Annotated in this window: 27 protein-coding genes and 2 pseudogenes; all 29 read right to left on the minus strand. The window is 70.7% G+C overall.

The window, feature by feature from the left end; translation table 11 throughout:
- Nucleotides 1–248: 248 nt before the first annotated feature.
- The gene (locus AB0E85_RS20845) at nt 249–1,826 is read right to left on the minus strand and encodes a site-specific integrase (protein ID WP_361929155.1); all 1,578 of its coding nucleotides are present in this window, start codon (nt 1,824–1,826) and stop codon (nt 249–251) included.
- A 271-nt stretch (nt 1,827–2,097) separates the two neighbouring features.
- Complete coding sequence (locus AB0E85_RS20850) at nt 2,098–3,228, minus strand: DnaB-like helicase N-terminal domain-containing protein (RefSeq protein WP_361929157.1); 1,131 nt, start codon at nt 3,226–3,228, stop codon at nt 2,098–2,100.
- Nucleotides 3,229–4,482, minus strand: coding sequence for a DNA cytosine methyltransferase (locus AB0E85_RS20855; protein WP_361929160.1), 1,254 nt, complete (start codon nt 4,480–4,482; stop codon nt 3,229–3,231).
- A complete protein-coding gene (locus AB0E85_RS20860) occupies nt 4,479–4,709 on the minus strand; it encodes a hypothetical protein (protein ID WP_361929162.1) in 231 nt (76 codons plus the stop codon). Before AB0E85_RS20860 ends, AB0E85_RS20855 begins: the two co-directional genes overlap by 4 nt.
- Before the next feature lie 66 nt (nt 4,710–4,775).
- On the minus strand, nt 4,776–6,572 hold the full coding sequence (locus tag AB0E85_RS20865) for a TraM recognition domain-containing protein (RefSeq protein ID WP_361929165.1): 1,797 nt from the start codon (nt 6,570–6,572) through the stop codon (nt 4,776–4,778).
- Between the two features lie 32 nt (nt 6,573–6,604).
- Nucleotides 6,605–6,757, minus strand: a complete 153-nt coding sequence (locus AB0E85_RS20870) for a hypothetical protein (protein WP_361929168.1) — start codon at nt 6,755–6,757, stop codon at nt 6,605–6,607.
- Nucleotides 6,754–7,431: a hypothetical protein gene (locus AB0E85_RS20875; protein ID WP_361929170.1), complete on the minus strand. Its 678-nt coding sequence runs from the start codon at nt 7,429–7,431 to the stop codon at nt 6,754–6,756. The genes AB0E85_RS20870 and AB0E85_RS20875 overlap by 4 nt, the downstream gene beginning before the upstream one ends.
- Complete coding sequence (locus tag AB0E85_RS20880; protein ID WP_361929172.1) at nt 7,340–8,161, minus strand: DUF317 domain-containing protein; 822 nt, start codon at nt 8,159–8,161, stop codon at nt 7,340–7,342. The genes AB0E85_RS20875 and AB0E85_RS20880 overlap by 92 nt, the downstream gene beginning before the upstream one ends.
- On the minus strand, nt 8,152–8,508 hold the full coding sequence (locus AB0E85_RS20885) for a hypothetical protein (RefSeq protein WP_361929175.1): 357 nt from the start codon (nt 8,506–8,508) through the stop codon (nt 8,152–8,154). The genes AB0E85_RS20880 and AB0E85_RS20885 overlap by 10 nt, the downstream gene beginning before the upstream one ends.
- 27 nt (nt 8,509–8,535) lie before the next feature.
- Entirely contained in the window at nt 8,536–9,339 is an 804-nt protein-coding gene (locus AB0E85_RS20890; protein WP_361929178.1) for a DUF317 domain-containing protein, read from the minus strand.
- On the minus strand, nt 9,336–9,719 hold the full coding sequence (locus tag AB0E85_RS20895; RefSeq protein WP_361929181.1) for a hypothetical protein: 384 nt from the start codon (nt 9,717–9,719) through the stop codon (nt 9,336–9,338). Before AB0E85_RS20895 ends, AB0E85_RS20890 begins: the two co-directional genes overlap by 4 nt.
- A 276-nt stretch (nt 9,720–9,995) precedes the next feature.
- Nucleotides 9,996–10,403: a hypothetical protein gene (locus tag AB0E85_RS20900; RefSeq protein WP_361929184.1), complete on the minus strand. Its 408-nt coding sequence runs from the start codon at nt 10,401–10,403 to the stop codon at nt 9,996–9,998.
- 15 nt (nt 10,404–10,418) lie between these two features.
- Nucleotides 10,419–10,781, minus strand: a complete 363-nt coding sequence (locus AB0E85_RS20905; RefSeq protein WP_361929186.1) for a hypothetical protein — start codon at nt 10,779–10,781, stop codon at nt 10,419–10,421.
- A gap of 276 nt (nt 10,782–11,057) precedes the next feature.
- A complete protein-coding gene (locus tag AB0E85_RS20910; RefSeq protein ID WP_361929189.1) occupies nt 11,058–11,816 on the minus strand; it encodes a hypothetical protein in 759 nt (252 codons plus the stop codon).
- 23 nt (nt 11,817–11,839) lie between these two features.
- Entirely contained in the window at nt 11,840–12,424 is a 585-nt protein-coding gene (locus AB0E85_RS20915; RefSeq protein WP_361929191.1) for a hypothetical protein, read from the minus strand.
- Between the two features lie 39 nt (nt 12,425–12,463).
- On the minus strand, nt 12,464–13,693 hold the full coding sequence (locus AB0E85_RS20920) for an IS110 family transposase (RefSeq protein ID WP_361929194.1): 1,230 nt from the start codon (nt 13,691–13,693) through the stop codon (nt 12,464–12,466).
- 684 nt (nt 13,694–14,377) lie between these two features.
- Complete coding sequence (locus AB0E85_RS20925) at nt 14,378–15,223, minus strand: relaxase/mobilization nuclease (RefSeq protein WP_361929197.1); 846 nt, start codon at nt 15,221–15,223, stop codon at nt 14,378–14,380.
- Nucleotides 15,220–15,645, minus strand: coding sequence for a hypothetical protein (locus AB0E85_RS20930; RefSeq protein WP_361929199.1), 426 nt, complete (start codon nt 15,643–15,645; stop codon nt 15,220–15,222). The genes AB0E85_RS20925 and AB0E85_RS20930 overlap by 4 nt, the downstream gene beginning before the upstream one ends.
- Before the next feature lie 99 nt (nt 15,646–15,744).
- Nucleotides 15,745–16,242 carry a hypothetical protein gene (locus AB0E85_RS20935; RefSeq protein WP_361929202.1) on the minus strand — a complete coding sequence of 166 codons (498 nt, stop codon included), beginning with the start codon at nt 16,240–16,242 and terminating at the stop codon, nt 15,745–15,747.
- Between the two features lie 45 nt (nt 16,243–16,287).
- On the minus strand, nt 16,288–17,556 hold the full coding sequence (locus tag AB0E85_RS20940; RefSeq protein ID WP_361929204.1) for an MFS transporter: 1,269 nt from the start codon (nt 17,554–17,556) through the stop codon (nt 16,288–16,290).
- Nucleotides 17,557–17,574: 18 nt separating this feature from the next.
- Nucleotides 17,575–18,763: pseudogene (locus AB0E85_RS20945) on the minus strand (hypothetical protein).
- Nucleotides 18,760–19,218 (minus strand): hypothetical protein, encoded by a 459-nt coding sequence (locus tag AB0E85_RS20950; protein ID WP_361929207.1) that lies wholly within the window; start codon nt 19,216–19,218, stop codon nt 18,760–18,762. The pseudogene AB0E85_RS20945 and the gene AB0E85_RS20950 overlap by 4 nt, the downstream one beginning before the upstream one ends.
- 305 nt (nt 19,219–19,523) lie before the next feature.
- Nucleotides 19,524–20,206, minus strand: a pseudogene (locus tag AB0E85_RS20955) (glycosyltransferase).
- Between the two features lie 56 nt (nt 20,207–20,262).
- Nucleotides 20,263–20,754, minus strand: a complete 492-nt coding sequence (locus tag AB0E85_RS20960; RefSeq protein WP_361929209.1) for a hypothetical protein — start codon at nt 20,752–20,754, stop codon at nt 20,263–20,265.
- Nucleotides 20,755–20,962: 208 nt separating this feature from the next.
- Complete coding sequence (locus tag AB0E85_RS20965) at nt 20,963–21,664, minus strand: hypothetical protein (RefSeq protein ID WP_361929211.1); 702 nt, start codon at nt 21,662–21,664, stop codon at nt 20,963–20,965.
- 32 nt (nt 21,665–21,696) lie between these two features.
- Complete coding sequence (locus tag AB0E85_RS20970; RefSeq protein ID WP_361929214.1) at nt 21,697–21,990, minus strand: hypothetical protein; 294 nt, start codon at nt 21,988–21,990, stop codon at nt 21,697–21,699.
- Nucleotides 21,991–22,244: 254 nt separating this feature from the next.
- Nucleotides 22,245–23,168 (minus strand): hypothetical protein, encoded by a 924-nt coding sequence (locus AB0E85_RS20975; protein WP_361929218.1) that lies wholly within the window; start codon nt 23,166–23,168, stop codon nt 22,245–22,247.
- Nucleotides 23,158–23,421, minus strand: coding sequence for a hypothetical protein (locus AB0E85_RS20980; RefSeq protein ID WP_361929221.1), 264 nt, complete (start codon nt 23,419–23,421; stop codon nt 23,158–23,160). The genes AB0E85_RS20975 and AB0E85_RS20980 overlap by 11 nt, the downstream gene beginning before the upstream one ends.
- 14 nt (nt 23,422–23,435) lie before the next feature.
- Nucleotides 23,436–23,870, minus strand: a complete 435-nt coding sequence (locus AB0E85_RS20985) for a hypothetical protein (protein ID WP_361929223.1) — start codon at nt 23,868–23,870, stop codon at nt 23,436–23,438.
- Between the last annotated feature and the right edge of the window lie 28 nt (nt 23,871–23,898).

Below are 23,898 nucleotides of genomic sequence, written 5' to 3' on the forward strand. Positions count from 1 at the left end.
TGAACGCCTGCAAGGGAAGCCAGAAGTACCTGCTGCTGTGGTGTGAGGTCCACCGGCTTGGCACGCACCGCGCGGCGAACAGGCCGGCCAGCGACCTGCGCAAGGCTTCGTGACAGGCAGAGTGCGGAAGTCGTAGACCGCGACGGCTCCCGTTCGGTCTCGGTGCTCGACCACGAGACCGTCGCCGCTCAGAACCGGTGGTCTGCGTACCGGCGTTGTCGGCAGAGGCGCCGTACGCCCGCGCCGGTTCATCCTGTCGTCCGCGAGGTGACCTGCAGCTTGGCATCGATGTCCTGGATGCCCTCGGCCTCCAGCGCCAGACGCGCGAACACCTCATCCATGTCCCACGTCGGCCGTTCCCCTTCGCGGAACGGGGGCGCGGTGGTCAGCAGCGACCGCAGCTGAAGGTCGGCGATCGGGGCCAGATACCGCACGCGGGTCGTCTCCAGGGACGCATGACCCAAAAGGTCCTGCACCATCCGCCACGGATCCCCATACAGCAGCCGGTAGTCCCGCCGCTCCTCCGGGCTCAGACCGAACCGCCGGTCCATCAAGTGGTGCAGGACCACCAGCATGTAGAGGGCGAAGCTGTGCCGGCAGGAATGCGGCGTCGCATACGGTGCCCGGCTGCGATGCGGATCCAGCCGACGCTCCGGCTCCGGATCCAGCACCGCCCGGCACCGCCGGTTCGCCGCCGTGAAGACGTTGTTCCACGAATGCGGCTGAAACGGCAAACCCATCTCGTTCAGCCACAACCACAACGGCTCCGGTCCCTCCGGGCCTTCGGTGTACCACGTCATCCGTTCGTCCGCGGTAGCCTCCGTCAGCGCGATACGGCCCGTGACGCCCCGGCGGTCGCACCAGTACACCGTCGGCTTCGGTCCCCGGCTCACCCGGGTGACCAGCCGCATCCCCGGCACGCCGTCGTACCAGCCCCGGGCCTGGGCTTTGCGGATGGACTCTGCGCGCGATGAGTCGACGTAGTTCTCGATATCGCCCACCACATGAGCCTCGACGTAGTAGGTACGGGCCTTCTTGGAACGCGTGACCGCCGCCGCGAGGCGCCCCGTGTAGTAACGACCGCCTTCCAGGCGCAGTGACGGCACCTCGAACGTCAGCAGCGAGGCGCCCTCCAGCCGCCGCACCCCCGAAGAGGTCAGCAAGCGCACAAACGCAACGTTGCGGCCCTCCAGCCGACCCACCCAGCCCGTCGAGGGAAGGCCGTCAGTGCCGTACCCGCGCAGCCCGACGTCCACCCAAAGCCGGAACGTCCGAGGTGTCAGCCAGTGAACATTGCTCTCCCGGGCGTCCTTCGCCTTCCCGTCCGGCACGTTGACGACCTGCCCATGGCGACCCACCACCCGATGCACCGGCACCGGGTTGCGCGGTAGGAACTCGTTGCCCAGCTTCGTCGCCCACGTGTACAGGTTCATCAGTGCGGCCAGTTCACGATTCCACTTGTTCCCGCCTACCCGCACCGGGTTGTCGCGCGACGTTTGGCGCCAGAACTGAAAGTCGTCGACATCGGACTCCACGGCCTGCGTCCAGACCTTTCCACGCTGCCACAGGAAGTTGAGGAACAGGCAGATGTCCGTGATGTAGTTCCGCTTTGTCTCTTTCGTGTATCCCCGGAACGGGCTACTGCGCGTGTACAGGCTGAGGAGTTCGTCGACGCGGTAGTCCGGTGTCAGCAGAATCGGATCGCCGGGCCGGATCCCGGTTGAATCTTCACGCTCTGTCAGGTCTGTCCATTCCGCAAGCACAGGTACGTGCGGTGAGGCGATCGGCGCCGACTTGGAGACCCAGAACACACGCCATTTGTTCATCGCGCCACCCTGTCAGATCGGCTTCAACACGCCGATTCAATAGGGATCGCCTGCCATTTCTCCCATTCGCCGTGCCCATAGAGGAAGGCGTAGAGGAGGGCGTCGTGGTCGCCGGCGTCGGCCACGTAGGCCGGTCAGGATGGCGGTCACGGCGCTGGGATGGGTGGGGTGGGTGTCGAGGCAGACGTGGGCGTCGATGGTGGGAGTCATGCGGGTGTCGTCTCTGGCGGTGGCCGGGCCTTCGGGTCCGGCCACCTGCGTATTCAGGGTGCTATCGGGTTGCTCGCGCGGCGCGGGCGGTGTGCGCGGCCGTGGTGGTCGGCGGGCCGGCGCGGGTGGTGGCCGCTGGTCGCGGTCGTGGTGTCGGGACTGTTCCGGTGGCGTGCTGCCAGCGGGTGCGGACGGCGCCGATGTCGGCGAGGGATCGGCGTGCGCCGACGACGAGTTGGAACGGGGTGTTCGCCGGGTCGCCGGCGTACGCCTCGATGCGCCGACCGGTGTAATCGGCGGTGGCCAGGAGGGAACGCTGCAGCGCGCGTTCGCCCCAGTGCTCCACGGACCCAGCCGGGTTCGCCAGCATGCGGAGAACCTCGCCCGGTTCACTGCCGTCGTCCAGCAGGCCGCGCTGTTGGGCCTCCCACAGGACGGTGACGGGGTCGACGGGCTCGTGGCGGCGGCCCAGGGCGGTCAGGCACTGCCACAGGCCGGCGTGCAGGGGGAGGTGGAAGTCGTCGGGGAGCAGCCACCTGACGGACTCGATGTCGGCGGGGTGGGCGGTGGCAGTCGCGAGTAGCAGTTGCTCCTCCTCGACCGCCTCGGCGTAGTCGGGAGCGGTGGCCGGCGGCGGTGCCGCAGTGCGGGGCAGGACGCCGGCGCGCGGGGGGAAGCGGCTTGCGATGTCGTCCACCACCGCGGCGACGGCGTCGGCTTTGGCGAGCACCGTCTGGACGGGGTGAGGGACGGACGTGTCGTGGACGGTCTGGACAAGGTGTTCGGCGGCACTCTGCAGACGGCGGCGGGCGCGCTCGGCCTCGACCATCCGCGCGTAGGCCGGTGCGTGGCGGGGCCAGGGGCAGACCTGGATGAGCGTGTGCAGGTAGGAGGCGGTCAGCCCCCGTGCCCGTTCGCGCCCCGTGGCGAGCACCTGGTTGAGCCAGTCGGTGCTCTTCGCATGCTCGACAGGGTCGGGCGGCGGCAGAGTGCTGATCGCGGCGAACAGGGCGGCGTGTGCGGCGGTGGAGAACGCGTCTGCGGCGATCCCGGTCACGTCGCTGAGGCGGTGCGGATCGAGGAGGAGGGCACCGAGGAGGGCTTGCTCGGCGTAGCGCACGGGCTGCGGCGGATGGGTGTCGGGCAGGTCGTCGAGGTCGTCATCCTCGTACGGGTCGGTGGAGTGGGGCATTTAGGCGGCCAGGGTGAAGTCGTCGGGGGTGAGGGTCTTGCCCAGGTGCGGGGCCAGCAGGTGGGCTGCGAGCCGTGGCGGGACGGCGTTGCCGATCTGGCTGAAGATCTGGCCTTTGTTGCCTTGCCACGGGTAGTCGGCGGGAAAGGACTGCAGGAGTCTGGCTTCCTGGGCGGTGATCCGGATCGGGTCCGGTGCCGGTGCGTTGCCGTCCGGGTTGCGTGTGGGTTCGGCGACCCAGGTGCACTCGTTCGCGCGGTGTCCGAAGAACAAGGTGCCGGCGGGCTCGTTCACGCTGCGGATGGTGGCGTTGGACTGGTTGTTGCTCCGCAGCGACCAGGACCAGCGGTGCTCCGCGGAGGTGGGCGCCGGTGCCGGGCGGTTCGCCCGGGGAGCATGCCGGTGTGCTCGGCCAGTACCGTCGCGATGGCGTTGTGGGACGTTCTCCGGGCCGGGCTGTGGTGTCCAGGTGCCGCGGTTGCGGGCGTCGATGAGGGTCTTGCGTGAGCCGGATGGGAATGGCTCGGGCCCGCCTCCGGGGCCGCCGCCGGCGCACACGGTCGGCACCGGGCGGTCGGTGGCGCCCCAACCGAGGGCCTCGGCCATGGACACCCACCGGGCGCGGCCCGGCCCGAACAGGCTCTCTGGCTCGGCGGTCTTGGCGTGCGTGGGCGGGGGAGGTTCGGCGGTACGGGTGCGTGACGCGAGCAGGATCGCCCGCCTTCTTGTCTGGGGGACGCCGTAGTCGGCGGCGTTGAGGATCCCGGCCCATACCGAGTAGCCCCAGGTGCGCAGGATCGCTGCGTACTGCTTCCAAAGGGGTAGGACGTCCGGCACTTCCTCCATCGCGACCCAGTCGGGCTCGCCGACCGTGTTGAGGGCGTGCAGGTAGCGCATCGGCTCGGCAGCGAGCAGGGAGCGCTCGTCACGGCACGCGGCAAGGAGGCGTTCGCGGGTGTCGCGTCCGGCGGCCAGGTCCTCGACCGCGGTGTGCACCAGCGGCTGGTCCACCAGGCCGAGGCGTTTGCCGGCCATGCTCCACGCCTGGCACGGCGGGGAAGCGATCAGCCCGCGCGTGCGGCCGATGAAGGGCCATGTCGGATACATCGCAACGTCGGTGCGGACGGTCAACTGCCCGGCAGCGACACGGGTTTTGCAGGCCCAGGTGTCCCATTCCAGACCGACGTCGCGCACGCCGAGGACGCCCAGTGCTCTGCTCCAGCCGCCCGGGCCCGCGAAGAGGTCGAGTATCACGTGGCAAGCCCAAAGTCGGCGGCGTACTGGCTGAAGGACAGGTTGTGCAGCTGCTGCGTGGAATGCATCGCCAGCTGCTGCGTGCGCCGAGCGATGGGGGCGGGCTCCCGGATGGGCTTGAGGATCTCTCCCCCGCGGACCTTTCGTACGTCGTCGCGCAGGGTTTCCAGGGCGGGTGCCACCTGGCCGAGGACGCGTGTTTGCTCGGCCAAGTCGATGATCTGCAAGAAGAACTCCAGGACGGAGAAGGGACGGACGCGGCGTCGAAGGACTGGGGGAACGGGCGGCGTGTGTCAGGCCGCTGGTCCGAAGTCGGCCTGCGTGGGTGCGTGCTTCGCGACGGCGCGTGCCGTGATGGCCTTCGATGCGCGGGCGGACGCCGCCGCCAGGTCCGCTGCGCCGGGCTCCCGGTACCACGGGCGCAGGTCGAGCATGGCGGCCCGCATGCCGGTGGCGAAGCACAGGGCGGTGCCCTTGGGCAGGGCGCGGATCGCGTCTGGGGGCAGGATCCGTTCCTGCCGCATTGACACGGAGGTCGACTTCCCGGACTCCGAATGTGAGGTCGAGGTGGTCTCGACATCGTGGTCACCGATCAAGCGGCTGAGCTTGTCGGCGAAGTCGGGGTCGTCGATACCGCTGCCGATGACCTTCACAGTCGAGGCGGACCACATGGCGTCCATGCCGGCGTCACCCCACACTTTCTGGCCCTGGCGGTAGGACTGCAGGATCGTGATGGGGATGATCCCGCGCGAGCCGAGGTGGGAGTACAGGTCCGGCAGGTCGCTGATCTTGCACACGTTGGCGGCCTCGTCGAGGATCGCCAACATGGGAGGGTCGAGCCGTCCGCCGGCGCGCTCGGCCTGGGCGGTCGCGGCGCGCATCACCGAGTCCGCACACGCCGCGATCAACGCGGAGGCGCCGCCGCCTCCGTCCTTGCTGAGCAGGAAGAGCGTGTCGGTGGAGGTAACGAACTGCGCCGGCTGAAATTCGGGGACATCCTTCTGCGGCGTCACCCAGGCCGCGATCTCGGAGTTGAGCAGCGCGGCGGCGTACTGACGGGCGGTCTCGTAGATGCCGTCGCGGGTCTCGGGCGGGCCCTCGACAGTGCCCTTGAGCTGGGCGGCGACTGCCGCGAAACCGTGATCCCGGAGGATGTCGAGCGGGGTCCGGTCGGCGGGGAAGGCGAGCCACTGCATGATGTCGGTGATTGGCCGCTCGTCGAGAGCCGCGGCCAGGAGTAGCTGGGACAGGATGTTGCTGCCGGCCTTGGACCAGAAGTCGCCCTGCTGGGACGCATCGACGCTCGCGGCGAGGAAGTGGCCGGCCAGCCGGTTCGCCCCGTCCAGGGTGGTCGCGCTGGCCAGGGGGTTCCACCACATCTCGCGGGCAGCGTGGGCGATCTGCTGCGGGTCCATGGTCCACACCTGTCCCGTCTTCGCCCGCGCTTCGTAGGCCGTGGTGAAGGCATCGCCGGCGGCCTTGTTGCTGGTGAGCAGCACCGGTCCGGGGGCGTGCAGGATGGAGGGGATCGCGAGAGAAGTCGTCTTGCCGGACCGGGGGGCCATGATCGCGACGGCGACGTCCTCGAACCCCATGCGCACCTCGTGCTTGGTGCCCTGCAGGTTACCCAGGAGGATGCCGGTGTCCTTCGCGTCGATGTTCTTGGCGTCCTTCAGACTCGGCCGCAGGGAGCGGGCCTTGTCGGCGATCGCCCTGGCCATCAGGGGCTCGATGTCCCGGGCCTTGGCCATGTCTGTGATCTTCTTTTTCCGGCCGCCGCTGCGGCTCTTGTGCCGGGCCCATACGACGCCGACCGCCACCGAGAGGGTCAGGAGGAGAAGGACGGGCACGATTCGGGCGCCGATCAGCAGCGACGTATCCCCCATGCCGGGCCAGACCTGCTCGGGGTGGAGCAGGGCGGCGGTCGGCTGGTACGGCGCCCAGTCGGCTCCGGTGAGGTAGGCGGTGATGTTGCCCGACAGCCAGGCGAAGAGGGCGAGGGGGACGGTGATCGCGAGTACGCCGAGGATGAGGCGCAGAACGAGGTCGTATCCGTCTGTGGAACTGTTCGAGGAGGGGGAAGGGGTCAAGGGCTATGTGCTTCCGGGCGGGGACGGAGGGATCAGCGACTGCGGCCGTTCTTGACCGGCGGAGGCGCCGAGGGCATCGGGTTGGTCGACAGGACGGTGAACCAGGCGGGATCACTGGCGCAGGCGAGATGGCGCGGGGCGATGAAGTCGACCTCGACGGTCTCGGGAGTCGGCCGTGTGCTCACTTCCGTGCCGCGATCCGCCGGACGAGTGCGGGGACCGGAAGGGGAGCCAAAGGCGAACGGGCCTTGCGAGCAGCGGAGTTGATCTCCCGAAGCGCCTTGCCGTGAGTGGCCCAGTCATCGAGGTAGCTCCACGATTCGGCGTGATGCTCGGCGAGGGCATCTTCGAAGTCGGCGGTGCCGGGCTTGGCGGTGGCGGGGAGGGCGTCTCTGGTCTCCAGCCACTGCTCGTGCAGCTCGTCGAGCCGGTCGAGGGCGTCGCGCAGGACGCCCAACTGGTAGACCCAGCGGCTCTGCACCGTGTTCTCCGGCAGCTGAACCAGCTGCGTCTCGGCGGTGGCCAGCAGGTGACGGGCGCCGTAGCGGAGCGGCTCGAACGCCGTGAGGGTGTCGGCGTCGCGCTGGCTCGCGCGCCTGCCGTAGGCGTTGTCGTCGTGGGGCCAGCCGTCGAGGTCGGTGTGCTCTTCGGAGTAGGCGTCCCAGGCGTCGAGGATCTTCTTGCTGTCGCTCAGATAGTCGTCGAGGTGACGGAGGAAGTCGTGGTGTGCGTGGTGGTCGGTGGAGATGAGGTGGAGTCCTGTCGGTTCAGCGGCGAGCGGCCGGCTGGGCTGGGCCGACGTTCGCCTGGGCCGTCGCGGGTGTCGTCTGCTGCCGGCGGGCGGAGCGTGCCTGCGCACGAAGGGACTTGAGGCGCGCGGCGTGGGCGTCAACCAGTTGCTGTGGGCGCAGTGGGCTGGGCTCTTGCACGGCGCTGTAGTGGCCGGTGCGGTCGTACATGCCGCGCTGGAGGGGGCTGCGGTCTGCCAGTGCGGTGAGGAACGATTCGACCAGGTGGGTGGGGGTGCGCTCGTCGAAGTAGGCGTGCCAGATGCGCGGGCCGTGGAACTCTCCGTGGCCGGGCTCACGGGGCTCGACGTGCCAGGACGGCCGGTCGTGGAATTCGCTCAACGGGCGCAGTTCGATGTGGCACATGGAATCTGGCGATCGCGCTGTGCCGTCTGAGTCGCGGTGCCACCCCGCAGAGGTCACCGGTTGCCACGGGTCCGGTTGCTGCGGCGGCGGGACGATGAGCGCGTCGGTGAAGCCGGCAAGGACCTCGGCGGGCACGAGTTCGCCGAACTCGGCGTACCAGCCGGGCTCGGTGTCGGTGGACTCCGCCCGCAGCCGCCACCACGCGGGGGTGGCGGACTGCGGGTCGAACTGGAGGCAGTGACGCAGGTCGGGGCTGCGCAGGACGATCTCGGCACTCAACGGGTCGGAGACGGCGCTCCATCCAGCCGCGGCCAGACCGTGGGTGACGTGGCGGGCGTCTCCGGGGCCGGCGACGTGGCGGGGGCTGGTGTCGAACGGGATGCGCCAGGCGTGCTTGTCGGCGAACGCAGCCAGCTGCCGTTCGCTCAGCGGCACCAGCAGCCCCCCGGTTCGCTCTCGTCGGTGCTGCCGTACAGGTCGCGGAGGTCGTCCAGGACGTAGTGGAGGGCGTGCTGGTCGGCCTGCTCCCACGCGGCCGTGCGCAACTCGGTGATCAGAAGGTCGACCTGCGCGGTGCGCGGGACGTCCGGGTGCTCCTGCAGGGCACGAGCGAGGGCGCGCAGGATGTCGGCGAGCTGAACGGGCAGGCCCGTGTACTCATCGAGAAGGGGCTCGACGAGGGCGAGGGCTTCCACGGGGTCAGGGTTCTCGCGCAGGTAGTCGGTGAGGTCCGACAGGGTCTCGGTCGCGGCGTGGATGGTGTCCGGAGTGAGTGCGGGCATCGGGCTCCTTGGGACGGGGGCGTCAGGTCAGGGGCGGGTCCGGGCGCCGCCGGCGTGGGTGTAGGGACGGGCGGTGGTGCGTGGACGTGTGCTTCGGGCGCTGTTGCGGGCCCAGGTGGCGGCGCGGGCGGCCGTGATCCGGGCCTGTTGCCACGCACGGAGCTCGGAGGGCTTGACGGAGACGGACCAGGTGCGGATCTGTGCGCTGTGCGTGATGCGCCCGCGCGGGCGCATCACGGGATTCGGGTTGGCGAGTTCGGCCGAGAAGGCTTGCACCAGGTGCATCGGGGTGTTGGGCGTGAAGTTGGCAGTCCAGCCGTTTCCCTGCTTGTCCTTCGCTCCGGTCCACCACAGCGCCGCGCCGTCCGAGCTGTGGTGGTACTGCATCCACGCTGTACCGTCGGGGCTGGTCGCGGTGTAGTGCTCGCCCTCGAAACGCGTGTGCCAGTTCTGCTGCTCCAACGGTGTCCAGACGTTGGGGGCGTGGGCGGAGCGGGGTCGGGTGAGGGCGTCGGTCAGGCCGCCGACGATCTCTACCGGCGTCTGCCGGCCCAGGTGCGCCGACCATTCGCCGTTGGGGCCGTCTGCTTGGCCGTGGATGGTCCACCCGCCGGGCAGGACGTAGGGGTCGTAGGCGACACGGACGGTGCGGTCGGGGCTCTCCATGAGCAGAGGGCCGTTCGTCTTGGACTTGTCCCGCCATCCCGAGGCGCGCAGGAACTCCGAGACGTGCCGGACGTCGCCGCCGCCGGCGAAGGCACGGGGCTGGACGAGGTAGTGCTGCTCGGCCTGTTCGCCTGGGCCCCAGCTTTGCCATTGCTTCTTCTTCACCGGTGCCGCCGGACGACGAGCGGTGCGGGTGCCGGGGGCTTCGCCGCGGTGGTGGCGGGCCGGGTGCCGACGTGCTGCAAGGTGTCCTTGTGTTCGTCCAGGTCGAGGGCGATGTCGTGCAGTTCGTTCGAGGCGCGGCCCAGAGCGAGCCACACCTCCGCCGGGAGGGCGCCTCGTTCGGCCTGGTCCTTGGCGAACACGCTGCTGGTGGCGACGAGGTGGGTGATGCCGCCGAGGACTCCGGCGTCCGGGTCGAGAACGCGGGCGATGACCTGCGCGGCCTGGGGAGGGGGGAGCTGAGCGAGGTGATCGGCGAGCTGGCCGAGCTGGCGGGTGATCTCGTCGGCCAGTCTCACCGGGTCGGGGGCGGGGTGGGACATGCTTCTCCGGTCGAGGGGATGGTCAGTGGTGGTGGCGGTGGCCGACGCGCTGCGTCTCTGCGAGGACGGCCTCCGGGCGGGCGCCGGCCAGCGGGGAGGCGCGGTCCGGGCCGGTCGGGATGCAGGCGCGCAGATAGCGGCGGAACAGCGCGGTCGCGAGTCGGGGCTTGAGCAGGTGGCTGATCGGTGGGGGTGTGCGGGCTGCTACGGGGTTCTCCGGGGATTGAGCGGTGCGGTGGGTGGCCCCGGCGGGGTGCTGGGGCCACCCGTGCGGTCTTACGGGGTGCGACGGGCCGGTGCGGGCTGCGAGGGGGCGCTAGCCGGTGCCGGATGCTGCGCGGCGAGGCGGGCTGCACGGGTGCGGGCGTGGTGCACGGCTTGCCGGTAGGCGGCTTCGTCGAAGACGTCGGGCGTGCAGTTGACCTCGTACCCGGCCAGGAGCAGGGCGGGGATGGCGCGGGTCGCCAGGCGCTTCTGCTCGTCGGCGCTCAGGTGTTCGGGCACGGTGTGCCAGATGTACAGCGGCGCGCCCGTGGGGTATTCGTGGCGTTCGAAGCCGAGCTGCTCCAGCAGGTCGTGGAGCTTGGCGGGGGCGCCGGTGGGGGTGTCGGCGTGGATGGTGGTCGTCAGGGCCTTGATGTAGATCTCGACGTCCGTGCCGTATTCATCGGCCAGGTTGGCCATGTGTTCCCTCCGGGGTCAATGGCGGCGGGAGGCCGATGGCTGGGCGGTGCGCGGTGGCGGTGGGGGCGCCGGTTGCGGAGCGTCGGCGGCGTGGTTGCGGGCGTCCAAGATCAGGAGTGCTGCCTGGCTCAGGGAGTTGGCGGTGTTCGCGAGCCGTGCGAGGGGTTCGGGTTGCTGGCCGGGGGCAGCCCCCAGGAGGTCGTTGGCGGCGATCCAGGCCCGGACGACCACTTCCCTGGTGAGGGGCCGCAGCCCGGTGACCGGGGCGGCGATCTCGGTCAGCACGTCGGCCACCGCACTGCTGGTCCTGGCGGCAGAGGCCCGCTCGACGAGGTGGGTGAGGTAGCGCAGGGCCGCGTCGTGTTCGCTGTCCGGCACGGTAAGCGCGTTCAGAGCCGGTCGAGTGGACGCTGTGACCGGCGGCAAGCAGGGCCTGCGAGGCGGTGGTCGCCTTCAGACGCTGCTGCTCGACGGGTAGGCCGTGGGGAAGCCGGTGGTAGTCCCCGCGCGGTCCGGCAGCGGAGAGGAAGCCGCCGGTTCGCTGGAGGATGTCTGCCGCCTTCTCGGTGCCGCCGATGGCGACGACGAGGCCGGTGCGGGCGTCCTTGGTGATGGTGACGTAATCCAGCATCCAGAACTCGGGCTCCGTCTGCTTCATCGAGCCCTGGTGGTCGGCGCACGGCTGCCGGCCAGGGAGGGCGGCATCGAGGCTGGGGCGGAGCTGGGCGCGGTCCGGCCCGCCGGGTGCTGGAGCGCGGTGCCCATGCCGAGCGCGTCGAGCTGCGGGCCGATCTCGCGCAGGGCGCGCGCCTGCGCGCGGGTGTCGTCGCCGCTGAGGAGGTAGATGCCGCTCTGCGGGCCTTGGACGAAGCCGTGGGCGACGAGGATCGCGCCGGCACGGTCGTCGACGGGGGCGGTGGCGACACTGCCGTCCGGCTGCCAGGTCAGGACGACCCGGTCGCGCTCGGAGGGCTGGATGCCGCCCAGGGCGTTGTGCCGGACCTGGGCGAGCGCGCTGTCGTAGCGGGCGAGCAGGTCGCTGGCGACCTGCTCGGCGCTCAGGAACGGGTCGTCCGCCAGGGCGATGCCGTTGGGCTCGGGAACGGCGCGGTACGCCTCGTCGGGCAGGGCGCGCGGGGCGACGGCGGCGATGAGGAATCCGTCGCGTTCGTCGTGCCGATCGAGAAGGACGAGTTGGGCGCCGTCGGGGCGGCTCAGGACGGCTGCCTGCTTCAGCGGGTGCTCGGCCAGTGAGGCGGCGACCAGGTCCAGGTCCCAGACGCGGTCGGCCAGTTCGGTGAGGTCGTCCTTGGCGTCCGGCGGGAGGTGAGTGCTGGTCCAGGTGCCGGGGAGTTCGCCGGCGAGGACGTCGGCGTACGAGGCGAGGCGCTCGGAGGTGTCGTGGTCGTGCATGGTGTCCTTGGGCGAGGTGGGGGTCAGCGGCGCAGTCCGGCGGCGGCCGGTGGCGGCGGGGCCGGGACTGTGCGCGGCGGGGGCGGGCAGGCGCACACGGCGGAGCGCTCGCGCTCGGTGGCGGGGACCTCCCCGGTGCAGGTGCTGCGGCCGGGGTGCAGGGCGTGCCGGTCGGCGAGGGCGTTGCGGGTGTGGGTGAGGTCGGTACGGATGATGTGGAGGTGCTCGTCGGCGAGGTAGTGCAGCCGACGGGCGGTGTAGGGGTCGGCCGGCTGGCCGAGACCGTCGTGGAACTCGGCGGTGGCGGTGAGCACTTCCTCCAGAGCGGCGAGGATGCCGTCGTGGGCGGCGGTCAGCTCGGTCAGCGCGTCGGCCACCTCGTCCGTGGTGGTGGCGTCGCGAAGGCGCTCGGCGAGGTGGGCGACGGAGGAGCCCAGTGGCGGGTAACTGGCCGGTCGGGCGTCGGTGTCGAAGCCCGGGGCACAGTCGACGTAGTATCCGGCTGCCCGGAGGCGGGCGACGGCGTCCCTGGCGAGACGGGACTCATCGTCTTCGGCGAGGCCGGTGGGAGCGCGGTGGTAGGTCTCGTGGAGACGGACGACGGCCACGAAACCCGCGCGCTGGAGACACCTCAGGGTTCTAAGTCGTCAAGCTGCGGGAGCGAGTTGGGCCGGGAAGGCGGTTTGTTCCTCGAACAGCTTGCGGTGTTGCAGGCAGTGGTAGAGCTGTCGGAGCATGCGGTTGAAGAGGTTGCGTTGGGCGGCTGCGTGCCAGTCTCCATGGTCGTCGCGGCGGCGCCGGTAGTGGGCCTTGGCGCCGGGTGAAGCGGTGATCGAGGAGAACGCCCATAAGTAGCCGGCGTGGTTGAGGCGGTCGTTCTTCACCCACCGGCGGGTGATGCTCGACTTCTTGCCTGAGGCCCTGGTGACGGGTGAAGCGCCGGCATATGCCTTCAGGCCACGAGCAGTGACGAAGCGGGTGCGGTCGTCTCCGATCTCGGCGAGTACCCGAGCGCCGAGCTGGACTCCGAGGCCGGGGAAGCTGAGGTAGATCTCAGCGTCCGGGTGCTGAGGGAAGGCATCTTCCACCGCTTGCGCGAGGTCGTCGGCGGCCTTGGAGGCGGCTTCGAGCTGCATCAGGAGGGCCAGCATCTGCTTGCCGAGCGCGTCCTCGACCAGGGGCGGCTGGTGGGCGTAGTCGGCGCGGAAGACCTCGCGGAGCCGGTCGGCGTCGGCGGCGATGGCGCGCTTGCGTCCGGCGCGTTTGAGTGCGGCCTGGAGCTGGGTTCGGGTCAGGCGTGCGGCCTGGGTCGGGGTGGGGGCAAGGCGGAGGAGTTCGTGAGCCTCGGAGCGGCACAGGCCGTTCTTCCACGGTTCGACGGCTGCCAGGGCGGCTGGGTAGTACTCGCGCAGGAGGGAGCGGAGCTGGTTGGAGATCTGCTGTCGGTTCCAGGTGGCGTCCTGCTGGGCGCGGGCGAGGACAGCAAGGGCGCGGGCCGGGTCGCTGTCCTGGGGCAGGGGTCGGTGGGCGTGCATGTCGGTGCGCAGGATGTTCGCCAGGACCAGGGCGTCGCCGGGGTCGGACTTCTTGCGGGAGACCGAGTGCCGGTCGCGGTAGCGGGCGGCGGCCATCGGGTTGATCGCGAACACCTTCCGCTTGCCGGTCCGCAATATCGTGACCAGCAGGCCGCGGGCGGTCTCGATCGCGACCGGTATGGGGTTCTCTTCGCTGTCGCCGTGCTCGGCGAGCAGGTCCAGCAGGATCTTGTAACCGGCCGCGTCATCGGTGATGTGCCGCTTGGCGATGAGCTGGCCGGTGTCGTCGACCAGGGCGACGTCGTGTGTCCTCTCAGCCCAGTCGATGCCGCAGTAAATCAAGACGTTCCCCTCTCTCTGGTGCGGGTTCGTGCTGGTCACGAGCGGATGCGGGCCACGCGTCGACCTAATCCCAGGACTCAGCACAGTCGGCTGGTCCGCCACCTCAGAAGCCGTTCGTGGCACCAGCTCACCCCGCGGGCCTCGGTCTGTTCGGGAGCTCAGACGGCTCGGGTGTACCAAGAGGTCACCGCGCGGCGGGCTCGCACCACGAACACCAACGAGTGATCAAGGTGCTGGGTATGGACACTCGACGGCGCTGGCAGGTGCCGGTCTACAGCGAGGCATGAGGGCCGGGATGCTGTTGGGCATCCGTCCAGCGCCGACGGGCGCCGGCACGCTCACCGTGGTGACGGTCCGAAGACGCCGAACGCCGCCGCTCTAGCGTGAGGCATCCAGGCCGGGGTTCTGAAGGGCATCCGCCCGGACGTCCACGCAACCGCCACCACGAACATCGGAGCCGCCCGCCGTTCTACGGGAAGACCACCACCGGCCCGGATGGGCGAAGACATGACGGCCCTGATGTTCGAACAGCCCAAGCTCCTCTTGACTGGCCCGGACCGCCCTTGCCTACGGATTAGGATGCTGTGCGCCTCGGAGTCACCGCCACGGGCAAGGAGTTCGTCCGAGTGCGGGTCGCGGCGGATGTCCAGGAAGCGGTCGGTACGGGGCAAGGAGACGTTTCTCCTACGGCGATCGGTGGGCGTTGTGCCGGACGGCGTCCGGGGCCGGGACGGCGCCGGGATGGACCAGGCGGTCTGCGGTGGTGTCCAGGTCCTGCTGGATGGCGTAGAGGCGGCGGGCGATCAGCTCCAGGCGGTGTGCCGTATCGGCGCTGGCTGCTCCCTGCTGGCGGGCGATCCGGTGCGAGGTGTGCTCGACGAGTCCGCGTACCGCGGCCAGAGGGCCGGCCTGTTCGTTGGCGAGCTGCGTGAGGATGGTCGCGAGCTGGGCCGACGCCGTGAGCGCCGCGCGGACGGCAGGCCGCGAAGGGGGGACGGATCGGACAGGGATCAGGTGGAGGTCCTGTTCGATGCGACGCGCCTCCCTTGCCAGGCGCCGCAGTTTGTCCGCGGGAGGAGCGTGCCACGCACCGTCGAGGTGGATCAGGTTGGCGATCAGGTCGAGGCGGCCGGGCTGGGCCTGGACGGCGATCCATCGGCAGCCATGTTCCTTGCCGGGGATTTCGATGCCGGCGGCTCGTGCGAGCCGTTGAGCGACCTCGGCCCACTCCGGTCCGGTCAGTTCCCGGTCGTCCGGGTGAAGGCGGATGTCGAGGTGGAGGATCGCCCGCCGGTCGTCGTCGGGGCTGGCGGCGAACGGATGTTCCAGGTAGGGCTCTTCGAGGTGCTCGGCCCACTGGACGGATGTCCAGATCCTCTGCTCGTTGTCCAGGGTGAAGTAATCCAGGCCGGGGGAGTGGGCGATGATCGTGTGCTCCGTCAGGCCCTCGTTCGGTGAGACCGGCCGCCCCAGGGCCTCTTCGAGCGGGTCGTGGGGCCGGTGGGTCCGCTCGTGCAGGCGGGGGATCACCGGCCGCTCCGGATGTCGGCGATGTGCACGAGTTGGCCCAGGGCGGTGGTGGTGTACCAGCCGCAGTCGATCAGTTCGTCGCGATCGGCGAACCGTGCGAGGAGGGTGTCCTCCATAGCCCGTAGATAGATCAGGCAGTCAGGGCAGCGGCGTGAGAGGTGCACGAGGTAGCGGGGGTGGGCGGTGACGTAGGACTGGACGCCGCCTGTCGCATCACGCAGCCGCCACCCGTCCTCGTCGGTCGGGGTGTGCCAGGAAGGGGCCACGACGCGCATCGCGTCGCCCCACAGTTCTCCGCCGGCCACCCCCTTCAGGACGACGACGGCGTCACCGGCCTGGAAGTGGGCGTGGGTGATGTCCCGGTCGGGGGTGAGCGGGTCGGTCGTCGGTGCGAACGCCGAGGTGGGAGGGGGCTGGGACATGAGTTCCTTCCACGCGATTGCTGGCGGGGTGGGAGCATCAATAGTCCGGAGGAACGCCGGTTTGGCTAACCGGCGTTTCCCGGCTATGTTGCCCCGCCGTCAGCGGAACGGGTTCTCCGTCCCGCGGTCCGCCTCACTGGCCGCGTCGAGGAGTTCGAGCAGGTCAGTGCCTTCGGCGTCGCGCTGGTCGATCCACCATCCGGCACGGGTGATGGAGCGGGCCTTCTCCTCCAGCTCAGCCCAGTCCGCCTCGTCCCAAGTGCCCTCGCCGACGAGCGCGGTGTGCGCGGCCGTCATCAGCTGGTGGCGGGAGCGCTCGCCCCAGTCCAGGGCCTTCTCCGGGCCCTCCAACTGCGGCATGTCGAACTGCTTCGCCCACGCGACGGCTGCCTCCTGCTCCTCGGCCCGCTTGGTCGCGAGCCACTCCTCCTTGGACTCGGAGTCGGCGTCGCGCGCCGCCTTCCAGCAGTCGGTGCAGTCCTTCGACGCGAGCCAACGGGCAAAGCCCGCCCGCTTGTCGGCAGGACGATTGGACAGGTCATGATCCACGCTGTGGGAGCAGGCGTGCTCCACGGTCCAGTGCGTACGCACGGCCATAATTCGATCTCCTCAAAGGTGTTGGAAGGTGGGGGCGTGCCCTGATCAGGACGGCTTGTGCCGGCCTCGGAGTGGGCGGCGGTGTCGGCCGGGCGGCCGGTGCCCGGCGGGGCGGAGCTGTCGGCGCGCGGCGAGAAGGACGGCGAGGGCGAAGGCCGCGCCGGCGGCGGGGAGCGCCGCGCTGGCCAGCGTCTGCTCGGCGAGGCGTCCGGCCAGAGCGGTACCGGCGGACTGCCCGACGCCGATCGAGAGGATCAGCCACGCATACGCCTCGCTGGTCCGGCCCGCGGGGGCGAGGGCATCGGTGGTCACGTAGGCGCAGGCGACCACGATGGTCAGGAACGCACCAGGCACGGCGACCGCGGCGGTGGCCGCAAACGGCGCGGGCTGGGTTGCGAGAGGGAGCCATCCGGCGAGGAACGCGGCGCTGGCGATGATCAGCCGGTCGGCGGTGGTCCGACTCCAGGTGCGGCGCCCGTAGGCGAGACCGCCCAGGAAGCTGCCGGTGGAGAACGCGGCGGGGATGATGCCCGAGAGCATGTCCTGTTCGTGGTGCTCGGCCATGGCGATCGACAACACGTTCATGGCCCCGATCGCGAACCCGATGCCGGTGAGCGAGACGAGCAGGAGCAGCAGGCCGGGGCTGTTCAGCCGTCCAACGGGACCGTGCCGGGTGTCGACTGACGGCGTCGATCGCCAGCGCCGCGATGGCGGAGCGAGGACGACCACGGTGGTGCCGACCAGGCCAAGGACGGCGGTGACGGTGAGCGCGACGCTGGGGTTGTACGCGGAGGCAAGGGCGGCGACGAGCAGTGGGCCGACGATGTACAGGAGGCCCTGCGTACCGGTGTCGAGGGCGAGCGCGGCGCGTCGAAGGCGGGCGTCGGGCAGCACGCTGGGCCACAGGGCCCGCAGCCCGGCCTCCAGGGACGGGGTAGTCAGGCCGGCGGCGACGACGAGGGCCGTGGCGAGGCCCGGTCCGCCGTACGGTCCCGTCAGCGGAAGGGTCACCAGGAGAGCCGAGTTGAGCACGGCGGCCGGAAGATGCACCGCCATCTGGCCGTGGCGGTCCATGAGGCGTCCCTTGACGGGCTGCACCACCGAGGAGGACAGCCCGTACAGGGCGCTGAGCAGTCCGCCGAAGGCGATGCTGCTGCCGCTCGTGGTGGCCCACAGGAGGATGGCGACGGGCGCCATGCCGTTGGGGAGTCGGCCCGTGAGGGTGCCGCCGAGGAGGCGGGCGACGTACGGGCTGCCCAGCACCGCGCCGTAGGTGATGCGCGGTGCCGGGGCCGGGGGTGCGGTCGGGGACAACGGGTGCTTTCTCGGGGTCTAGCGGTGGCGGGCGGTTGTGCTGGCGCGGGGTGGGGGCGTGGGCGGGGTGGTGTCCACGGCCGGGCGCGGGCGGGCGCGTAGCACGGGGGTGCGGTGCGGGGGCAGGACGGCGACGGTCGCGCCGAGGTCTTCGGCTGCCTCTTCGACTTCACGGGTGAGGAACTCGATCTGCCGTCGCAACGCTGAGAGGCGGGCGGCGATCTGGTGGCCCTGCACGGTCTCCAGGGCGCTGGCGAACTGGTTGCTCGTCTCCAGGAGTTCCTGCAGGCGGACCATCGGGCCGGCGGCGTAGCCGCGCTGGACGGTTCCGAGGAGAGCATTCGAGGCGTCACCGGCGGTGTGGCCTTCGACAACGTCGCGGCTGAGTTCCTGCAGGGACACCTCCGGGGCAGGTGCCGGGCGGTTGAACCGGGAGACGTCCGCGCGCAGGATGCCGGGCGGGGCCGGAGCGGGCAGGGCCTTGCCCGCCTCATGCTCGTGGGCGTAGTGCCCGATCACTTGCCAGCCCGGTACGCCCGGGTCGCCGCGCAGCGCGACCACCGTCGAGTCGTTGTCCTCGACCAGGTAAGTGAGGGTGATCGGCTGTCCGTCGGCGGCATACCACGACTCGGTCAGCCCCAGCTCGCCGCGCCGCTGCGCGGCCTGGGCCCTTTCGGTCCACATCTGCTGCTCTTCGTCGGTCAGCGGAGCCTTGTGGTGCTGGCCGTCGCGCTGGTCGGCGAGGTTGCTGGCGATGGAGCTGTGGTCCGCCCAGGCGGTGAGGTGTGGCCACAAGGCCGCGTGCTGAGTGCGTTCGACAGGGGAGCCGGGCGCGGCCGGCCGGTCGAGGGCTCGGTGGAGTTCGGCGGCGGAGGCAGCCAGGCCGTCCAGGACGGCCCGCCACCCGGTCAGGTGCCGGGCGGGTGGCAGCTCGTCGAGCACGAGTCGGGCGGCATCGAGGAGAGCCTCGGCGTGCGGGGCGAGGTGGGTGGCGTACGCCTCCACCGCCGCCTTGTCACGGTGGGCTCGTGCGGCTGCGGCGGCGCCCGCGTGGACGGTACGGCCGTAGGTCGCGTCTCAGGTCGAGCGCGGCCTCGGTCTCGCTGTCGATGACCGCCATCCGTAGGCGCAAGTCGCGTGCCCGGTTTACCAGTTCGGGAGCTGTCGGCAAGGGGTCGTGGAGGGCTGGGCTGCTCGCGGGTGTCATCGTGACCGCCCGCCGGTCGCGGCCGTCAAATGGACGGTCGGAGCGTACGTGGGCTTCGACGGGATCGGCCGGGCCGCTGGCGGGGAGGTGGTGGGCGGGGTGGAGCGCTGCGTCGTCCGGCCGGCGGCGGCCTGAGTGAGCCGGCTGCGGCGCTCCTGGAGTCCGTTGGGCCGGACGGGGCGCGGCGGGCCGGCCGAGAGGGACGGGTCGAGGCGGATGTCGGCCTGCACGGTGTAGCCGTGGCGGCGCAGGTCGTGGACGGCTTGGCGGGTGCGGCGGACTCCGTCGCGCTGGGGCTCGCTGAGCCGGTACAGGCCGGGTTCTCCGGGAACGGGCTCGAACTGCTCGCGCTCCAGGTACCAGTGGGCGAGGTGCGCGGGCAGGGCGGCGGTGAAGGAGGCCACGAAGCCGTGTTCCTCGTGGTCGCCGAAGGCGAAGTGGGTGCCGGGTCGCAAGGGGGCGGGGCTCTCCTCGGGGCGTGGGGCGGAAGGGTCAGGGGCCGCGGTGCGCGGGCCGGGCCGCGGTGAGGGGGCGGGCTGGCGCGGTGACGGGCGGGGCCGGGTGACGATGGGGTGCGCTGATGCGGGCCTGACGAAAGGACGTTTCGCCGTCGGCGAGCCACGTCTCGATGGCTGGCCACGCGTGTGCTCGGCGCTCCTGCTTCGGCACGGAAGGGCGGTGTGCGCCCACCGGTACTGCTCGCCCGAGGCGATCGTGACGATCCCGGACTCCCTGGCTGTGCGACAGGACGATCTGCGCCTCAGCCACGGACCAGGTTTTCGCCACCGCGCAGGACGGCGCGCAGGCTGCGGCCGTAAGCCCAGGCGTGCTCCCGGGCAGCTGCCTCCAGCCGGTCGTATCCGACCTGGGCCGTCATCTGCCCGTCCCACTTGCGGTACCTGTATACGGGTACTGGCAGCAGGATCCCGGGGGCGAGAGCGGTGACGCCGAGGGCCGCGCAGTAGTCCTCGCCCTGGACGAGGCCGCCCATCGGAGCGGCGCGCACGAGGTCGGTGCGGGCGAGGATCGTGGTCGGCCCGATGGGGATGGTGTCCGCAGGCGACTTCCAGTACGTCACACGTCACCGGCCTCATGCCGGCCGGGCGGCGTGGGGCAGCGCCACAGGGTGGTCGAGCCGTCGGGGTGCTGGTCCTCGCTCCAGCCGGCGCACCAGCCGACTCTTGTCGACTCCAGGGTGTTCAGCCGTACGGCCATCGCATCGTCGGGGAACAGGTCGTCGTCGTCGGCCCAGTTGGTGTACCGGGTGCGTACGTGAGCGAGGGCCAGGTTCCTGGCGCAGGCGGCGCCGACCGGACGGGGCAGCGCCAGCGTGCGAACGCGCGGGTCCTGGGCGAGCGGGGCCGGCAGACGGTCGGGCGAAGCACCGTCGAGCGCGATCATGGCCTCCCACGGCACGGACTGCCGGGTGAGGCTGGCGTGCATGGCGGTCAGGTAGTCCAGCCGGTCTTCGCGCAGGCGGCTTGCGATGACGACGGTGATCAGGGGCGTGGTGTACGGGGGCAGAGAAGGCTCCGGGAAGACGAGGGGGAACTAGCGGCGGGGCGCGGGGCGCCGGCCTTCGCCGGGGCTGCGGCAGGAGCGCTCTGGAGCCGCCTGCCGCGCGATGCCCGCATGGCGGGCGGGGAGTCGAGGGCGGACCAGGCCGCCGGGTGGTCGTTGAAGGCGGTGCGCGGGTCGGTGGACCAGCCCACGATCGGGCCGATGTCCTCGTGCAGGAGGCTGATCACCTCGACGCCCTCCTTGTGCAGGACGTACCCCCACTGCACGTCCTGCTCGTCGGCGGTCGTGTCGGTGACCGACATGCGTACCGGGGGTGAGCCGTCCGGGGTGATCAGGTGGTCGAGGGTTCGGCTGGGCCAGTGCTCGCCGCCGGTCAGCGCGGTCACGAGTGTGGGCGGGGCGTCGTCGAGGAGATCGGTGCCGAGTTCGTCCCAGCCGACGGCGACGTCGTCGATGAGGTGCCGGGACATGGCCTCGATGTTGCGACCGAACTTGTACTGGTAGGCGGCCAGGAGAAAGGGGAGGTGGTGGCTGGGTACGCCGTCGAGCTGGACGTGGATGTCCGTGTATCCCGTACCGCGGGTGGGGCGGGCGATGAAGGAGCGGGACAGGGGATTCTCCGGAGCGAGCGGGGTGCGGGGGATGTTCGGCGGCCATCACGGTGGCGCGCAGGTGCGTCTACGCGCGGTCGGACCAGGACGGGACCGGAGGGCCGGAGGCGTCGGTACGCGCGCAGGTGTAGCCGATCAGGCGGGAGGGCTCGGCCTTCGCGGGGACGGTGGCGGCGTCGTTGCACACGAACGTGTAGCGGATGGAGGTGCGGGGCACGTCGTGGAGCCAGGCCCGGTCGTCCTTGCCGGGGTTGATCTGAACGCCGGAGTGCGCGACGGCGTCGGTCTGGGTGTGCGTGTGGGAGAAGAGGATCAGCGCGCCGCCGTCGGTGGTCTTGAGGGCGTAGGCGTCCGTGTAGTGGTTGGCGGCGCCGGCGAAGACGGTGGTGCCCTGGGCCCCGAAGCGGGTGCCTGTCTTGTCGTGGACTGCGATCTGCCGCTTGCTCGCCTTGGTCGGTGCGAAGACCTTCGTCCCCATGTTCGTGCCTCCGGTGGCGAAGTTGTCGAGGACCGCGGTGCGCAGCAACTTGGCGTCGGCAGCGAGGTGCTTGTTGCCGTCGGTGGTGACGGCCGTTGCGTATCCGTCGTGGTCGAGGGCGATGTCCGGCAGGTCCGGGCTGTCGAGGTCGACGACGGAGACCATCTCCCAGCGCTTGTGCTGGGGGCGTTCGGCGAACACGGCCAACCGCGAGGGGGCCTTACCCTTCTGGTCCGAGAGCGCGGCGGCGAACCAGCGGTTCTGTCCGGCTCCCAGGCGCGGGATGTACAACTTGGCGTCCGCGGAGTCGTAGGACCACGGCTCTACGGCTTGCGGTCTACCGCGGGGAGCCCTTCGGTCTCGGTGTAGTCCGAGATGGACATCGCGTACAGCGGGCCGTCCTCGACCGTGTCGAGCAGGCGCCGGTCGCGGTCGGTGTTGGCCTCGTTGTTGATCTTCGAATAGCGGGTGATGACGTCGCGGGCCTGGGCGGCGCTGAGAGCGGGCACGGGCTTCGGGGCGGTGCTGGCGCGGGGCGTCTGCCGGGCATGGGCGGGGCCGTCTTCGCCGGCGCAGCCGGTGAGGGCCAGGGCGAGGCAGGCGGCGCCGACGAACATCGGCAGGGTACGGCGAGCGGTGCGGATAGGGGGGCTCCAAGGTCTGCTGGGCGGATGGGGATGAGCGGGCACGACTGGTCGTGGGTGCTGTCTTCGGCGATGCCGGCGGAAGGCCGCGCTGGTCGTGGGCGCCGAGTGGCGGAGGTTCACACTGATGCCCTTGGCCGTGAGCTGCTGGACCACGCCGTGGACGCGAAGTGCGCGACCTCTGTCCCCGTAGGCGGTGGGAAGGGGAGTGCGGCGGCGGTGCGGCGTCAGCGCGTGTGCCGCGGCGGAGCCGACGGGAGGGCTCGCGGCGGAAGGGACGGTGCACGAGCCGGGGTGGAGGGTAGCCGCGGTGCGGGTGCGAGCGGGGTGAGGGCCCGCATCCGGTCCTCGGCCACATGCAGGACCTCTCCGAGGCTGCGGATCTCGGCAGCGGCGTCGGCGAGGTCGTAGGACAGGTCGAAGCCGTCGTCCTCCTCGGCTTCCTTGGCTTTCTCGCCGGCTGCTTCGAAGAACTCGCCGAGCTGTGCCAGCAGGCCGTCGGTGGGTTCAAGGATCTGATGCAAAAGGGCAGCGGCATCCGCGTGCGACTCGGCTGCGTTGAGCCGGTCGGTCAGATCGCGCAGCGCGTCGCCGTAGACGTAGACGGGGCCGCGGTGTGGTGTGCCGGGGACATCCCGGGGCTCGGGCGGGGGTGCCGGTTGGGGTGGGTGCACGTGTGGGCTTTCGTGGGGCAAGACGGGGTGTGGTAGCAGCCCGAGCTGGGCGAGGCGGTGGTCGATCGCCTCGATCAGGGGTTGGGCGCTGCCGCCGTGGCGGGCTTCGGGCCGCTGGGGAGCACCGGGGTCGTCGGAGGGAGCTGAGTCGTAGAGGACCTCGAACAGCGTCTGGTCGTCGGGGTGCTCGCGAGTCGCGATCCAGCCCTCCGGGTCTCCGGGCGGTCGCTCGGAGGACGGTTCCTGCGGCGGACTGATGACCAGGTAGCTGCCGTCGGGGAGCGAGACGCGCACGTTGTAGGTGCTGAGGCCGAACTCGATGTCGCACTGCAGTCCGCGTGCCCGCAGCGGCGTGATGACGTGTGCGTGGCGACGCCACAGCTCCTGCCACCACGGCGTGTTCACGTTGCGGTGGTCGGGAATCGGCGCGAGGGGAGCTGTGCGGGCATCTGAGGTGTTCGCTTCGTCAGCGGCCACGGCTGCTCCTGCGGGACGCTGATGTCCGACGGGGCGGAGGCGTCCGGCGAGCGAGGTCGGCTTCCGGCTTCGGACCCGGAGTGAGGTCGACTGCGTACTCGTCGTAGACGGCGATCAGGTCATGTTCCGACTGGGCTTCGCGGTCGACGGTCTGCGCCATGAGGTCGTCGTGATCGGCCTGACACTGCTGGTAGTCGGCCCAGTCGGTGTCGCTGAAGTGTGCGGGGCGGTTCAGGGGGCTCCTTGCGGTCATGATCGGGCTCGGGGCTATCGGTGGCGACCGCTCGGCCCGGGTGGTGGAGGCGTCGGGCTTTGCTGCGGTGGAGATGGGCGGAAGAAGCGGTGGATGTCGAGGTGGTCGTTGAGTTCTTTGGCTGCGTGGCGGAGTGAGTCCGAGGAGCGGCGCAGGTAGGCGCGTGCTGTGGCGTGGTCGATGACCATCCGGTTCTCCGAGTGCTGCCGGTCGGTCGGGCCTGCGGAGCGGGGCAGGGCGAGGGCGATCTCCGCTGTCTTGGCGAAGGCGGGTGCGGCGTGGCTCGATATGGCGGCCGTCGCGAGGTGGGCGAGGACGACGGTGCCGGCGCGGGTGGTGCTGTGGCTGCGGCGGGCGAAGTCGGCTGTCAGGTGGAGGATGTCGCGGGAGAGGGCCTGTGCCTCGGCGGCGTGCTGCAGCAGTTCGGCGTAGGGCGGCGTGGCGGGCACTCGGCCTCGTCGTCCAGCAGGTGTGTCT

The organism is Streptomyces sp. NPDC029044 (genome assembly GCF_040637495.1).
GTDB lineage: Bacteria > Actinomycetota > Actinomycetes > Streptomycetales > Streptomycetaceae > Streptomyces.

Excerpts from the sequence above, each read along its gene's own strand:
- AB0E85_RS20845 (WP_361929155.1), bottom strand. The coding sequence starts at position 1,826 with ATGAACAAATGGCGTGTGTTCTGGGTCTCCAAGTCGGCGCCGATCGCC.
- AB0E85_RS20850 (WP_361929157.1), bottom strand. The coding sequence starts at position 3,228 with ATGCCCCACTCCACCGACCCGTACGAGGATGACGACCTCGACGACCTG.
- AB0E85_RS20885 (WP_361929175.1), bottom strand. The coding sequence starts at position 8,508 with ATGCCCGCACTCACTCCGGACACCATCCACGCCGCGACCGAGACCCTG.
- AB0E85_RS20895 (WP_361929181.1), bottom strand. The coding sequence starts at position 9,719 with ATGTCCCACCCCGCCCCCGACCCGGTGAGACTGGCCGACGAGATCACC.
- AB0E85_RS20900 (WP_361929184.1), bottom strand. The coding sequence starts at position 10,403 with ATGGCCAACCTGGCCGATGAATACGGCACGGACGTCGAGATCTACATC.
- AB0E85_RS20910 (WP_361929189.1), bottom strand. The coding sequence starts at position 11,816 with ATGCACGACCACGACACCTCCGAGCGCCTCGCCTCGTACGCCGACGTC.
- AB0E85_RS20930 (WP_361929199.1), bottom strand. The coding sequence starts at position 15,645 with ATGTCCCAGCCCCCTCCCACCTCGGCGTTCGCACCGACGACCGACCCG.
- AB0E85_RS20935 (WP_361929202.1), bottom strand. The coding sequence starts at position 16,242 with ATGGCCGTGCGTACGCACTGGACCGTGGAGCACGCCTGCTCCCACAGC.
- AB0E85_RS20960 (WP_361929209.1), bottom strand. The coding sequence starts at position 20,754 with ATGTCCCGGCACCTCATCGACGACGTCGCCGTCGGCTGGGACGAACTC.
- AB0E85_RS20970 (WP_361929214.1), bottom strand. The coding sequence starts at position 21,990 with ATGTTCGTCGGCGCCGCCTGCCTCGCCCTGGCCCTCACCGGCTGCGCC.
- AB0E85_RS20980 (WP_361929221.1), bottom strand. The coding sequence starts at position 23,421 with ATGACCGCAAGGAGCCCCCTGAACCGCCCCGCACACTTCAGCGACACC.